This window comes from Micromonospora sp. NBC_01740, from assembly GCF_035920365.1.
In the GTDB taxonomy this organism is placed as follows: domain Bacteria; phylum Actinomycetota; class Actinomycetes; order Mycobacteriales; family Micromonosporaceae; genus Micromonospora; species Micromonospora reichwaldensis.
Genome location: NZ_CP109150.1, coordinates 4,013,250 through 4,026,970 on the forward strand (window position 1 = coordinate 4,013,250; position 13,721 = coordinate 4,026,970).

The window sequence follows — 13,721 nt, forward strand, 5'->3', positions numbered from 1 at the left end:
AGGACGGGTGACCGGCCGACGACTACCGACGAACGGGGGTGGTCGCGGTGACGCAGCCGGCACCGCTTCCCGGCTGGCGCGGCACGGTGGCCCTGCTGCTCGCCTCCAGCACCGGCGGCGTCGGGCAGCACGTCCGCTCGCTGGCCGAGGGGCTGACCGCCGCGGGCGCCTCCGTGCTGGTCTGCGGCCCCGCCGCGACGCAGGAGCAGTTCGACTTCACGGGCGTCGGCGCCCGGTTCCTGCCGGTGGAGATTCCGGCCAGCCCTACCCCGGCCGACGCCCGCGCGGTCACCGCGCTGCGCCGGGCCCTCGCCGCCGAACCGGTCGACGTGCTGCACGCCCACGGCCTGCGCGCCGGGCTCGTCGCCGTGCTCGCCCGACCCGCCGCCCCGCTCGTGGTCACCTGGCACAACGCGGTGCTCGCCGGCGGCCTGCGCGGTGGCGTGTCGCGCCTCGTCGAGCGGGTGGTCGCCCGGGGCGCCCGGGTGGCGCTCGGCGCCTCCACCGACCTGGTCGAGCGGGCCACCGCGCTGGGCGCGGCGGACGCCCGGCTCGCCCCGGTCGCCGCGCCGGCACTGCCCGCGCCGCGCCGCCGCCGGGCCGCCGTCCGCGCCGAGTTCGGCGTCGGCCAGGACCGGCCGCTGATCCTCTCCGTGGGCCGGCTGCACCCGCAGAAGCGGTACGACGTGCTGATCGACGCCGCCGCCCGGTGGCGTACCCGGACACCGGCGCCGGTCGTGGTGATCGCCGGCAGCGGCCCCGCCTACCTGCCGCTGGCCGCCCGGATCTCCGCCGCCCGGGCCCCGGTGACCCTGCTCGGGCACCGCACCGACGTGGCCGACCTGCTGGCCGGGGCCGACCTGGCGCTGGTGACCAGCGACTGGGAGGCCCGTCAGCTCTTCGCGCAGGAGGCGATGCGGGCCGGCGTACCACTGGTGGCGACGGCGGTCGGCGGCCTGCCGGAGCTGGTCGGCGACGCCGCGGTGCTGGTGCCGCCGGCGGACGTGGACGCCGTCGACGCGGCCGTGCGCGCCCTGCTCGACGACGAGGTCGGACGGGCCGAGCTGGGGCGGCGCGGCGCCGCCCGGGCCGCCTCCTGGCCCACCGAGGCGGACACCCTGGCCCAGCTCGCGGCGCTCTACGCCGAGCTGGCCCCGCACGGCGCCGGACCGGCCGCTCCCGGCGCCGACGCCCCGTCGACGGGACGCCGGTGATGCGGCGCAGAATCGCCCCGATCCTGCTGACCCTGGTCGTGGTGGCGCTGGGCATCACCGCGCTGACCGCCCGCCCCGAACGGGCGGCGTCGCCCGGGCGTACCGCCGACTTCGTGGTGCTGGTCGGGGTCGCCGGGCTGCGCTGGGATGACGTCGACCCGCAGACCACGCCGACGTTGTGGCGGATGGCCCAGAACGGCTCGATCGGCTCCCTTTCGGTCCGATCCGCGCACCGCCCGACCTGCCCGGTGGACGGCTGGCTGACCCTCGGCGCCGGCAGCTACGCCGCCTGGAACGGCAGCCGGCAGGCCGGGGGCTGTCCACCGGCCCAGGTGACGGTCGAGCAGCCCGACGGCATCGGCGCAAACCTGCCCGACCAGGAGAGCGTCGTCCTGCACAACCAGGAGAGGCTGCCCTGGGGCACGGTGCCCGGCGCGCTGGCGGAGTCCGTGCGCTGCTCGGTGGCGGTCGGGCCCGGCGCGGCCGTGGCCGCCGCCCGACCGTTCGGCCGCGTCGACCGGTACGCGCCGGCGCTCCCGGCGGACCCGACGGGCCTGCTCGGCTCCTGCGTGCTGAGCATCGTCGACCTCGGCACGGTCACCGGCGAGGACCCGGCGGCCCGGGCCGCGGTCGCCCAGGAGGCGGACGCCCGCCTGGCCCGGGTGCTGGCCGCCCGGCCGCCCCGCTCGCTGGTGCTCGTCGCCGGGGTGTCCGACACCGACGCCCCGTCCCGGCTGCACGTCGCCGTCGCCGACGGGCCGGGTTGGGAAGGCGGGTGGCTCACCTCGGCCAGCACCGGCCGCGAGGGGTACCTGCAACTGGTCGACCTCGCGCCGACCGCGCTCACCGCGCTGGGCCGGCCGATGCCCGAACGGCTCTTCCTCGGCCGACCCGCCGAGTCGGTCGGCGGGCGGCCGGCTGACCTCGCCGCCGCGATCGCCGCGCCGGCGGACGCCGACCGGGAGGCGGCCGCCCAGCGCCGGGTGGCCGACTGGTTCTTCACCCTGCTGGCCGGCGCCCAGGTGCTGCTGGCCGTGGCGGTGCTGCCGCTGCTGCGCCGGGCCCGCCGGCACGCCGGCCCGTACGGCCCGGAGCCGGTCTCGCGGCGGGTGGTGGCGGTCGTGGAGCTGCTGCTGGTCGCGGCGGCCCTCGCCGTCCCGGCCGCGCTGCTGGCCGACGCCGTGCCCTGGTGGCGCGGGGACCACGCGGGCGTCTACTTCGCCGGGGTGACCGTGCTGCTGCTGGTCGCCGCGACCGCCGTGGTGCGGCTCGCGCCCGGGCACGCGAGCACGCTCGGTCCGCTCGGTGCGGTGGCCGGCCTGACCACGCTGGCCGTGGGGCTGGACGTGCTCACCGGCGCCCGCCTCCAGCTCAACGGGGTGGTCGGCTACTCCGCCCTGGAAGGCGGCCGGTACGCCGGGCTCGGCACCGTCGGGCTCGGGGTGTTCCTGGCCGGGTCCCTGCTGAGCGCGGGATGGCTGGCCCAGCGGGTCCGCCGGTCCTGGCGGCCGCCCGTGATGGTGGCCGTCGGCGGCGCCGCCGTGCTGGTCGTCGGCAGCCCGTACCTGGGGGCCGACCCGATCGGCGCGATCGCGCTGACCGCCGGGCTGAGCGTCGCCGCGGCGATCAGCGCCGGCGGCTGGCTGACGATCAGCAGGCTCGCCTGGGCCACCATGGCCGGGCTCGCGCTGACGATCGGCTTCGCGGTGCTCGACCTGCGCCGGCCCGCCGCCGAGCGGGGCAGCCTCGGCCGGTTCCTGGCCGCCGTCGGTGACGGCACCGGCGGGCTCACCGTGCACCGCTCCAGCACGGCCAACTTCGAGACCCTGGTCAACAGCCCGCTGACGGTGCTGGCCCTGGCCGGCGCCCTGCTGGTCTGGTTCGCCCTGCTCCAGCCGTGGGGCGGGCTGATGCGGCTGTTCGGCATCTACCCGGCGATGCGGGCGGCGATGGCCGGCACCGCCGTCGCCGCGGTGATCGGCGGGGTGCTGGGCGGCGACGCCCTGGACGTGGCCGGCGCGGCCGCCGCCCTGGTGGTGCCGATGGCGGCGCTGGCCGCGCTGCGGGTGCTCGACCACTCCACCGACCGCACGCTGCCCGACGCGGCCCGCCCGCGCGACGAGGGGCCCGGCGGTACGGGCGACGGCTCCGGCGGGGACACCGGCGGGGGACCGGACGGCGCCGGCCCGGACCGCCCGGCACCGCCCGGCGCGGGGCCGGGCGCCGCCCGTACCCCCGATGCGGGTGCGGGACCGGCCACGGCGGCGGCGCCCCCGGCTCCGCGCGCCCCGGGCCCGGCGACCGGGGCGGCCGGACCGACGGCCGCAACCGGCGCGGGGGAGCGCGCGCCGGCCGGCCTGGCATCGACCGAGGTCACCGCCGGCTGAGGCGCGGGCGGGACGTCCCGCAGCCCGCTCCGGGTGCGCCCGGCGGGTGGGCCGGGAGAGGTGTTACCGTGGAATCCCGTGGATCGCGTGATCACTTGGCTGATCGGCACGGCGGTCTGCACGACCGCGACGGACGACACGGGAGCAGGCCTTGGCCCCTTCAGCACGGACGACCAGGCACATTTTCGTCACCGGGGGAGTCGCCTCCTCGCTGGGTAAGGGCCTCACCGCCTCCAGCCTCGGCAACCTGCTCACCGCGCGCGGCCTGCGCGTGGTCATGCAGAAGCTCGACCCCTACCTCAACGTCGACCCGGGGACGATGAACCCGTTCCAGCACGGCGAGGTCTTCGTCACCGAGGACGGCGCCGAGACCGACCTTGACGTCGGGCACTACGAGCGGTTCCTGGACCGGGCGCTCTCCGGCAAGGCGAACGTCACCACCGGGCAGATCTACTCGGAGGTGATCGCCAAGGAGCGGCGCGGCGAGTACCTGGGCGACACCGTCCAGGTCATCCCGCACATCACCAACGAGATCAAGTCGCGGATCCTGGCGATGGCCGACCCGGACGACGACGGCCAGGTTCCGGACGTGGTGATCACCGAGGTCGGCGGCACCGTCGGCGACATCGAGTCGCTGCCGTTCCTGGAGTCGATCCGCCAGGTCCGCCACGACCTGGGCCGCGACAACTGCTTCTACCTGCACGTCTCGCTGGTGCCGTACCTGGCGCCGTCGGGCGAGCTGAAGACGAAGCCGACCCAGCACTCGGTGGCCCAGCTGCGCAGCATCGGCATCCAGCCCGACGCGCTGGTGCTGCGCTGCGACCGGGAGATCCCCGACAAGGTCAAGCAGAAGCTGTCGCTCTACTGCGACGTCGACCGCGAGGCCGTCACCGCCGCCCCGGACGCGCCGAGCATCTACGACATCCCGAAGGTGCTGCACCGCGAGGGCCTCGACGCGTACGTGGTGCGCCGGCTCGGCCTCTCCTTCCGGGACGTCGACTGGGCCAGCTGGGACGACCTGCTGGACCGGGTGCACCAGCCCCGGCACACCGTCACCGTCGCCGTGGTCGGCAAGTACGTCGACCTGCCCGACGCGTACCTGTCGGTCAGCGAGGCGATCCGGGCCGCCGGCTTCGGCCACCGGTCCCGGGTGCAGCTGCGCTGGGTGCCCAGCGACGAGTGCGTCACCCCGTCCGGCGCGGCAGCCGCCCTGGCCGGCGTCGACGGCATCGTCATCCCCGGCGGCTTCGGGGTGCGCGGCATCGAGGGCAAGATCGGCACCGCCCGGTACGCCCGGGAGAACGGCATCCCGCTGCTCGGCCTCTGCCTCGGCCTGCAGTGCATGACCATCGACGTGGCCCGGCACCTGGCCGGCCTCGACGGCGCCAACTCGCTGGAGTTCGACGAGGAGGCCGCGCACCCGGTCATCGCCACCATGGCCGACCAGGAGGACATCGTGGCCGGCAGGGGCGACCTGGGCGGCACCATGCGGCTGGGCGCGTACCCGGCGGCGCTCGCCGAGGGCTCGCTGGTCGCCGAGGCGTACGGCAGCACCGAGGTCAGCGAGCGGCACCGGCACCGGTACGAGGTGAACAACGCCTACCGCGACGCGCTGACCAAGGCGGGCCTGCACATCTCCGGCACCTCGCCCGACGGGCGGCTGGTCGAGTTCATCGAGTTGGACCGGGACCTGCACCCGTTCTTCGTGGCCACCCAGGCGCACCCGGAGCTGAAGAGCCGGCCGACCCGGCCGCACCCGCTGTTCGCCTCCTTCGTGAAGGCGGCGGTGGCCTACTCGGAGGCCGACCAGCTCCCCGTCGACCTGGAGGCCGCCGAGAGCGCGGCGGCGCAGAACGCCGCCCGCAACGGTGGCGCCGCCGCGAAGGCGACGTCGGCCTCGTGAGCGAGCGTAGCGAGCGAACCATCGGGCACCGCAGCGCGGCGCCTCGCGCCGCTGGCACGCGAAGCGGGGCGGCGGCGTGAGCGAGCGGGGCACCGGGCCCGACAGCGGCGTGCGCGCCGTCGAGCACCGCTACGAGGTGCGCTCGCGCACCGAGCGCTACCGGGGTCGGATCTTCGACGTGGTCAGCGAGGAGGTGACCATGCCGGGCGGCGGGACGGGGGTCCGCGACTTCGTCCGGCACGTCGGCGCGGTCGCCGTGGTGGCGCTCGACTCCGCCGGCCAGGTGGTGCTGATCCGCCAGTACCGGCACCCGGTGGGGCGGCACCTGTGGGAGCTGCCGGCCGGGCTGACGGACGTCTCCGGCGAGGACCTGGCCGCCGCCGCGGTCCGGGAGCTGGCCGAGGAGGTCGACCTCACCGCGGGGCGCATCGACGTCCTGGTGGACCTGCACAGCTCACCGGGCTTCACCAACGAGCTGGTCCGGGTCTTCCTGGCCCGGGACCTGGCCGACGTGCCGGCGGAGCAGCGGCACGAGCGTCACGAGGAGGAGGCCGACCTCCAGGTCGTCCGCATCGACCTGGACGAGGCGGTCCGCATGGTCCTCGCGGGCGAGATCACCAACGCCTCCTGCGTGGCCGGGCTGCTCGCCGCCGCCCGGGCCCGCGACACCGGCTGGTCGGCGCTGCGCCGGGCCGACGCGCCCCTGCCGGGCTGAGCCGGGAAGAACGTGAAGGGGCCGTGCGGTACGTCCGCACGGCCCCTTTCGTCGTTCCGGGTCGTCAGTCGCGCAGCGGCCGGCCCTGCCCGTCGACGCCACCGTTGATCAGGATCAGGACGCCGTCGACGAGGCCCCAGATGCCGCCGATGCCGCACGTCACGAGGGACACGATGAGCTGGATGACGCCGGTCTTGGTGTCGCCCATGTAGAAGCGGCCGACGCCGAAGGTGCCCAGCACGATCTGCAGGACGCCCGCGACGACCTTGCTCTTGTCGGAGACACCCGACGGGTACCCGGGCTGGTTGGGGAAGCCGGGCTGGTAAGGAGGTGTGGTCATGAGGCGACACCCTAGTGATCCACTGCTCTCCTGTCCGCAGCGGCACCCGAAGAGTGGGACGATAATGGATGAACACTGTCCTGACGGCTGAGGCGCGGGTCCCACCGCCGGCCCGGTTCACGCCTGACACATCGTCAGCGGGTGCGGGCACCGGATGTCACTGTGCTGCCTCATCGGGGGCGGCGACGCGCCTAGACTGCCGCCGGCGGGACCGGTGGACCGCGGCGGCAAAGGGGCCGTCGTGGCACCGCGCAGTCGGGGGAGCGCAGCCCCGAAGAGAGGTGTCTGCATCGTGAAGGTCGGAATCCCACGCGAGGTCAAGAACCACGAGTACCGCGTGGCGATCACGCCGGCGGGCGTCAACGAGTTCGTCCGCAGCGGTCACCAGGTCTTCGTCGAGTCCGGCGCCGGCGTCGGGTCCAGCATCGGCGACGACGAGTTCGCCGCCGCCGGTGCCAAGATCCTGGCCACCGCCGACGAGGTGTGGGAGACCGCCGAGCTGGTGCTCAAGGTCAAGGAGCCGATCGCCGAGGAGTACCACCGGATGCGTGAGGGGCAGGTGCTCTTCACCTACCTGCACCTGGCCGCCTCGAAGGCGTGCACCGACGCGCTGGTCGACCGCAAGGTCACCGGCATCGCGTACGAGACCGTCGAACTGCCCGACCGGTCGCTGCCGCTGCTCGCCCCGATGTCCGAGGTGGCCGGTCGCCTCGCCCCGCAGGTGGGCGCCTACCACCTTCAGCGGCAGGGCGGCGGGCGCGGCATCCTGATGGGCGGCGTCTCCGGCGTGTACGCCGCGAAGACGGTGGTCATCGGCGCCGGCGTCTCCGGCATGAACGCCGCCGCGATCGCGCTCGGCCTGCAGGCCGAGGTGCTGCTGCTGGACAAGAACGTCGCCCGGCTGCGCCAGGCCGACGCCATCTACCGGGGCCACCTGCAGACGGTCGCCTCCAACGCGTACGAGATCGAGCGGGCCGTGCTGGACGCGGACCTCGTCATCGGCGCGGTGCTGGTGCCCGGCGCGAAGGCCCCGACCCTGATCTCCAACGAGCTGGTCTCCCGGATGAAGCCGGGCAGCGTGCTTGTCGACATCTCCATCGACCAGGGTGGCTGCTTCGAGGACTCGCGTCCCACCACGCACGCCGAGCCGACCTACCAGGTGCACGACTCGATCTTCTACTGCGTGGCGAACATGCCGGGCGCGGTGCCGCACACCAGCACCTACGCGCTGACCAACGTCACCCTGCCGTACGCGCTGGAGCTGGCCAACCACGGCTGGCGCGAGGCGCTGCGTCGCGACCCGGCCCTGGCGCTGGGCCTGAACACCCACGACGGGCAGGTCACCTACGGCCCGGTCGCCGAGGCGCACGGCATGGCGCCCCTCGCGCTGGCCGACGCACTGGCCTGAGGGGTGGCGGGCTGATCGGCACACCGGACGGGGCCGGCGCGGGCGTGGAGCCCGCGCCGGCCCTGCGTCGTGCCGTCCGCGGCTACCTCGACCACCTCACCGTCGAACGGGGACTGTCGGCGAACACGCTCGCGTCGTACCGGCGGGACCTGGAGCGCTACCTGGCCACCCTGGCGGCGGCCGGCGTGCCGGACCTGGCCGCCGTCGGCCCGGGGCAGGTCGAGGCGCACCTGGCCCGGCTGCGCGCCGGCGACGAGGAGCATCCGCCGCTCGCGGTCGCCTCCGCCGCGCGGGCGGCCAGCGCGGTACGCGGCCTGCACCGGTTCGCGCTGCGTGAGGGGCTGGCCGGCGCCGACCCGAGCCGGGACGTCCGCCCGCCCACGCCGCCGCGCCGGCTGCCCCGCGCGCTGCCGGCCGACGCCGTGGTGCGGCTGCTGGAGACCGCCGGGTCGCTGACCGCCGCCGGCGACCAGGCGCCGCTCGCGCTGCGTGACCGGGCGCTGTTGGAGTTCCTGTACGGCACCGGGGCGCGGATCTCCGAGGCGGTCGGCGCCGCCGTGGACGACCTGGACGTGGACGAGGGCACCGTGCTGCTGCGCGGCAAGGGCGGCCGCACCCGGCTCGTCCCGGTCGGGGGGTACGCCGTCGAGGCGGTGCGGGCCTGGCTGGTGCGGGCCCGCCCCGGGCTCGCCGCCGCCGGCCGGGGCACCCCGGCGGTCTTCCTCAACGCCCGCGGCGGCGCGTTGACCCGGCAGGGCGCGTGGACCATCCTGCGACGCGCCGCCCAGCGGGCCGGGCTGCCGGTGGACGGCCCGGAGGCGGTCTCCCCGCACACCCTGCGCCACTCCTACGCCACCCACCTGCTCGACGGCGGCGCGGACGTACGGGTGGTGCAGGAACTGCTCGGCCACGCCTCGGTGACCACCACCCAGGTCTACACCCTGGTCACGGTCGAGCGGCTGCGCGAGGTGTACGCCACCGCCCATCCCCGGGCGCGGGGTTGACCCCGCCCGGCCCCGACCCCGCCCGGCCCCGACCCCGCCCGGCCCCGACCCCGCCCGGCCCCGACCCCGCCCGGCCCCGGCCCCGCCCGGCCCCGGCCCCGCCCGGCTCTGGCCCCGGCCCCGCCAGGCTCCGCCCCCGGCTCGGCCCCGGCTCCGGCCGCCGCTCGGCCCCGGCCCAGGCGCGGGACCGACCGCCGGGCGGCCCGCCAGGGTGATCGCCGCCGGCCGGCAGGGGCAGCGCGACGGTGTCCGGGGCGGCGCGCGCAGCACGCCGCCGGTGGCTGGCCTGGTCGGCGGGGCGGCGACACGCCGAGCGGGTGCGACCGGGCCGCCGGGCGGTGGCGTACAGTCGGCATCGGCGCGGACCTCCTGGGGCGATGGTGATGCAGACCGGGGTGCGCAGCGGCGCCGCGAAGGACGTCGGACGGCTCCGACGCCGGGTGGCCGTCGGGAGGGGGCAACGAGCACATGGCTGGCAACGGTGACCGTGCCGAGACCTGGACGTCGGAGCTCCGCGAGCAGCAGGCCACGCTCGGGGCGGATCTCGGTCCGGCGGATCCGGCGGCATACACGATGCGTAAGCCGATTCCCGAGCCGATGCCGACCGACCGGCACGGCCCGGCGCGGATCATCGCGATGGCCAACCAGAAGGGTGGTGTGGGCAAGACCACCACGACCATCAACCTGGGCGCCGCACTGGCCGAGTACGGCCGCAAGGTGCTGCTTGTCGACTTCGACCCGCAGGGCGCCCTCTCGGTCGGGCTGGGGGTCAACCCGCACAACCTCGACCTGTCGGTCTACAACCTGCTCATGCAGGACGACGTCACCGCCGAGGACGTCCTGATCAAGACCGACGTGGCGGGGCTGCACCTGCTGCCCGCCAACATCGACCTCTCCGCGGCCGAGATCCAGCTGGTCAACGAGGTCGCCCGGGAGATGGCCCTGGCCCGTGTGCTCCGGTCGGTCCGCAAGGAGTACGACTACATCCTGATCGACTGCCAGCCCTCGCTGGGCCTGCTGGCGATCAACGCGCTGACCGTGGCGCACGGCGTGCTCATCCCGCTGGAGTGCGAGTTCTTCAGCCTGCGCGGGGTGGCCCTGCTGCTGGACACCATCGACAAGGTGCGCGAGCGGCTCAACTTCGACCTGGAGCTCGAGGGCATCCTCGCCACCATGTACGACAGCCGCACCACCCACTGCCGCCAGGTGCTCCAGCGGGTGGTGGAGGCCTTCGGCGACAAGGTCTACCAGACGGTGATCACCAAGACCGTCAAGTTCCCCGAGTCCACCGTCGCCGGTGCCCCGATCACCACGCTCGACCCGGCCTCGTCCGGCGCCCGCAACTACCGTCAGCTGGCCCGCGAGGTGATCGCCGCCCAGGCCGAGCGGTAGGCCGGCGTGCACCTTCGCGTCGAGCCGGCCGGGGCGTGGACTACGGTCTTCCGGTGACCGCGCCACCCCTCGACCCTCCGACGACGCCGGAGCAGCCGCCCGTACGGGCCGCCGAGGCCGTCGCCGAGGTGCCGACGGATCCGGCCGGCGTGCCCGAGGCGGCGGTGGAGAGCGGCGGGTTCACCGTCCGGCTGGCGAACTTCACCGGCCCGTTCGACCTGCTGCTCCAGCTCATCGGCAAGCACAAGCTCGACGTGACCGAGGTGGCGCTGCACCGGGTCACCGACGAGTTCATCGCCTACATCCGCGCGATGGGCGACCAGTGGGACCTGGACGAGGCCAGCGAGTTCCTGCTCATCGCCGCGACGCTGCTCGACCTGAAGGCGGCCCGGCTGCTGCCCGCCGCCGAGGTCGAGGACGAGGAGGACCTCGCGCTGCTGGAGGCGCGGGACCTGCTCTTCGCCCGGCTGTTGCAGTACAAGGCGTACAAGGAGGCGGCGGCGCACATCGCCGCGCTGGAGGAGGTCGGCGGCCGGCGCTACCCCCGCGCGGTCACCCTGGAGGCCCGGTACGCCGACGCGCTGCCCGACCTGGTGCTCGGCATCGGCCCGGAACGGCTGCTGAAGCTGGCGGTCAGGGCGATGACGCCGAAGCCGGTGCCCGAGGTCTCCATCGCCCACGTGCACATGGTCCGGGTCAGCGTCCGGGAGCACGCGGGCATCCTCACCGAGCGGCTGCGCCGGGTCGGCACGGCCACCTTCTCGCTGCTCTGCGCCGACTGCGAGGCCACCCTGGAGGTGGTGGCCCGGTTCCTGGCCCTGCTGGAGCTCTACCGGGAGGGCCTGGTCGCCTTCGTTCAGGAGCAGGCCCTGGAGGAGCTGACCGTACGCTGGACCGGTCCCGCCGACGGCGGCCCCGACCTGCACGTCGACGAGTACGCCGGCACCCCGCCCGAGTCGGCGGGCTCCGATCCGTTGCCGGCCGCGTCGACCGAGCGGCGGCCGGTGTCGGACGGCATGGCCGAGTCGGCCTCGACGTTGGCCGAGCCGGCGGGCTCCGGCCCGCTGCCGGCGGCGGCCGAGCGGCGGCCGGTGTGGGACGGCACGGCGGACGAGAGCGGCTCAGACGCGGTCGCAGGTGCGCTGCCGGCCGACACCGCATCGGCGGCGGACGCCGGGCCGGCCGTGCTCGACAGCGACTCGATGCCGGGTGCGACGGCGGACACCGAATCGGTGGTCGACAACGGCTCGGCGCCGCCTGCGGTGGCGGACGTCGGTTCGGTGGCCGACGCCGGAACGGCAGAGGCTGACAGCGGGGCGGCGTCGGGTGTGGCGGTGGTGGAGAGCGGGACGTCGCCGGGTGTGGCGGCGGACGAGAGCGGGGCGGCGACGCCGGAGGAGCGAGCGGGATGAGCAGCGACGAGCGTCGGGACTCCCTGGCCGACCAGGCCGCCGCCTGGGTGCCGCCCTGGCAGCGCCCCACGACCCCCGCCGCGGCCCCCGAAGCCGGAGATCTTGGTAGTTCCGCGCCCCCTGAGGGGCCTGAACCTACCAAGATCTCCGAGGACTCCGACGCCGCACGGGAGGCGGGCGCGGGGGCGGGCTTCGAGGATTCCGACGCCGCGCCCGGCGCGGAGGTGGGCTCGGGCGCGGCGACTGCCAACGGGGATCAGCCCAGGGAGCCGGCAGGACCTGAGGAGCCGGCATCGGCGGCTGGGCTTGAAGCGCCGGCACCGGCGGCAGGGCCTGAGGAGCCGGCATCGGCGGTCGGCCCGGCGGGGTCGGCACCGGTGGCCGGGTCGGCGGGGCCAGCAGGGTCGGCGGGGGAGAGCGGGGCCGCGGTCGGGTCGGCGGGAAGGGGACCGGCGGGGGAGAGCGGGGCTGCGGTCGGGTCGGCGGGGCGGGGACCGACGGGGGGCGTACCCGCGAAGGGGCCGGCGGGGCGGCGGCGGGCGGTGCCCGAGCCGGCGCCGGAACTCGACGACGCGGAGCTGCGCGGGGCGCTGGAGGCGATCCTGCTGGTGGTGGACGAGCCGGTCAGCGAGCTGGTCCTCGCCCAGGTGCTGGAGCAGCCCGCCGAGCGGATCGGGCCGGTGCTGGACGAGATCGCCGCGGGCTACACGGCCGCCGGACACGGCTTCGAGCTGCGCCGGGCCGCGGGTGGCTGGCGTCTCTACACCCGCCCGGAATACGCCACCTACGTGGAACGGTTCGTACTGGACGGGCAGTCCGTGCGGCTGACCCAGGCCGCGCTGGAGACACTGGCCGTGGTCGCCTACAAGCAGCCCGTGACGCGGTCGCGGATCTCCGCCATCCGGGGTGTCAACTGCGACGGGGTGATCCGTACCCTGGTCTCCCGCGGGTTGGTCGAGGAGTGCGGCACCGAACCGGACAGCGGGGCGTTCCTCTACCGGACCACCACGATGTTCCTGGAGAAGCTCGGGCTGAACAGCGTCGACGACCTCCCGCCGCTGGCCCCGTTCCTTCCCGACGACGTAGAAGAGCTTGCCGATGCCACGCGATGACCGCACGCCCCGCCCCGACGCGCCCGCCTTCGAGGGGGCCGAGCGCCTGCAGAAGGTGCTGGCCGCCGCCGGCGTGGGTTCCCGGCGCGCCTGCGAGGACCTGATCTTCCGTCGCCGGGTCACCGTCGACGGCCGGGTCGCCCAGCTCGGCGACAAGGTCGACCCCGCCACCGCCGTGATCCACGTCGACGGCGAGCGCCTCGTCGCCGACACCCGACTGGTCTACCTGGCCATGAACAAGCCCCGCGGGGTCGTCTCCACGATGGCCGACGAGAAGGGCCGCACGGCGCTCGCCGACTTCCTCGGCAACCGGGTGGAGCAGCGGGTCTACCACGTCGGGCGGCTCGACGCCGACAGCGAGGGCCTGCTGCTGCTCACCAACGACGGCACCCTCGCGCACAAGCTGATGCACCCGTCGTACGGGGTGCAGAAGACGTACCTGTGCGAGGTGTCCGGGCCGATCCCGCGCAACCTCGGCAAGCGGCTGATGGCCGGCGTGGAACTCGAGGACGGGCCGGCGAAGGTCGACTCCTTCCGGGTGGTGGACACGCTGGGACGGACCGCCCAGGTGGAGCTGAGCCTGCACGAGGGACGCAAGCACATCGTCCGCCGCCTGCTCGGCGAGGCGGGCCATCCGGTGAGCCGGCTGGTGCGTACCGCGATCGGGCCGATCCGGCTGGGCGACCTGCGCGCCGGGCGGACGCGGCGGCTGACCAACGCGGAGGTCGCCGCCCTGTTCAAGGCCGTGGGTGACTGACCCCCGAGTTCGGGGTACGGCTGCCGGTAGGCTCCCTGGCGGCCCGGCGCGGGCGGCGCCCACCGGGCGGCGCGACG

Annotated in this window: 9 protein-coding genes and 2 pseudogenes; 10 read left to right on the forward strand and 1 reads right to left on the reverse strand. The window is 75.4% G+C overall.

Features of this window, described 5'->3' with window-relative positions; all coding sequences use genetic code 11:
- Window positions 1–47: 47 nt before the first annotated feature.
- The 4 genes from OG989_RS18665 to OG989_RS18680 all read left to right on the forward strand — a co-directional run bounded on the left by OG989_RS18665 (window position 48) and on the right by OG989_RS18680 (window position 6,219).
- The gene (locus tag OG989_RS18665; protein ID WP_327027802.1) at window positions 48–1,214 is read left to right on the forward strand and encodes a glycosyltransferase family 4 protein; all 1,167 of its coding nucleotides are present in this window, start codon (window positions 48–50) and stop codon (window positions 1,212–1,214) included.
- Complete coding sequence (locus OG989_RS18670) at window positions 1,214–3,601, forward strand: hypothetical protein (protein ID WP_327027803.1); 2,388 nt, start codon at window positions 1,214–1,216, stop codon at window positions 3,599–3,601. The genes OG989_RS18665 and OG989_RS18670 overlap by 1 nt, the downstream gene beginning before the upstream one ends.
- Before the next feature lie 151 nt (window positions 3,602–3,752).
- Complete coding sequence (locus OG989_RS18675; protein ID WP_151455222.1) at window positions 3,753–5,504, forward strand: CTP synthase; 1,752 nt, start codon at window positions 3,753–3,755, stop codon at window positions 5,502–5,504.
- A 109-nt stretch (window positions 5,505–5,613) separates the two neighbouring features.
- Window positions 5,614–6,219: an NUDIX domain-containing protein gene (locus OG989_RS18680; protein WP_151455233.1), complete on the forward strand. Its 606-nt coding sequence runs from the start codon at window positions 5,614–5,616 to the stop codon at window positions 6,217–6,219.
- Between the two features lie 64 nt (window positions 6,220–6,283).
- Here OG989_RS18680 and OG989_RS18685 read toward each other — a convergent pair whose 3' ends face one another.
- Window positions 6,284–6,625: a TM2 domain-containing protein gene (locus OG989_RS18685; protein ID WP_327031199.1), complete on the reverse strand. Its 342-nt coding sequence runs from the start codon at window positions 6,623–6,625 to the stop codon at window positions 6,284–6,286.
- A 226-nt stretch (window positions 6,626–6,851) separates the two neighbouring features.
- Here OG989_RS18685 and ald point away from each other — a divergent pair, with 226 nt between their 5' ends.
- From ald to OG989_RS18715, 6 genes and pseudogenes are all read left to right on the forward strand, one after another.
- On the forward strand, window positions 6,852–7,967 hold the full coding sequence (gene ald / locus OG989_RS18690; protein ID WP_132234416.1) for an alanine dehydrogenase: 1,116 nt from the start codon (window positions 6,852–6,854) through the stop codon (window positions 7,965–7,967).
- Window positions 7,968–7,981: 14 nt separating this feature from the next.
- A complete protein-coding gene (locus OG989_RS18695) occupies window positions 7,982–8,971 on the forward strand; it encodes a site-specific tyrosine recombinase XerD (protein WP_327031200.1) in 990 nt (329 codons plus the stop codon).
- 468 nt (window positions 8,972–9,439) lie between these two features.
- A complete protein-coding gene (locus tag OG989_RS18700; RefSeq protein ID WP_121397670.1) occupies window positions 9,440–10,363 on the forward strand; it encodes a ParA family protein in 924 nt (307 codons plus the stop codon).
- A 53-nt stretch (window positions 10,364–10,416) separates the two neighbouring features.
- Window positions 10,417–11,373 (forward strand): annotated as a pseudogene (locus OG989_RS18705) (segregation and condensation protein A); the annotation flags it as partial.
- 896 nt (window positions 11,374–12,269) lie between these two features.
- Window positions 12,270–12,887: pseudogene (gene scpB / locus OG989_RS31955) on the forward strand (SMC-Scp complex subunit ScpB); the annotation flags it as partial.
- Window positions 12,874–13,644 carry a pseudouridine synthase gene (locus OG989_RS18715; RefSeq protein ID WP_121397673.1) on the forward strand — a complete coding sequence of 257 codons (771 nt, stop codon included), beginning with the start codon at window positions 12,874–12,876 and terminating at the stop codon, window positions 13,642–13,644. The pseudogene scpB and the gene OG989_RS18715, both read left to right, overlap by 14 nt.
- Window positions 13,645–13,721: the final 77 nt, after the last annotated feature.

Bases quoted from the DNA above. Each gene is read 5' to 3' on its own strand.
- OG989_RS18670 (WP_327027803.1), top strand. From the start codon at position 1,214: ATGCGGCGCAGAATCGCCCCGATCCTGCTGACCCTGGTCGTGGTGGCG.
- OG989_RS18700 (WP_121397670.1), top strand. From the start codon at position 9,440: ATGGCTGGCAACGGTGACCGTGCCGAGACCTGGACGTCGGAGCTCCGC.
- OG989_RS18715 (WP_121397673.1), top strand. From the start codon at position 12,874: ATGCCACGCGATGACCGCACGCCCCGCCCCGACGCGCCCGCCTTCGAG.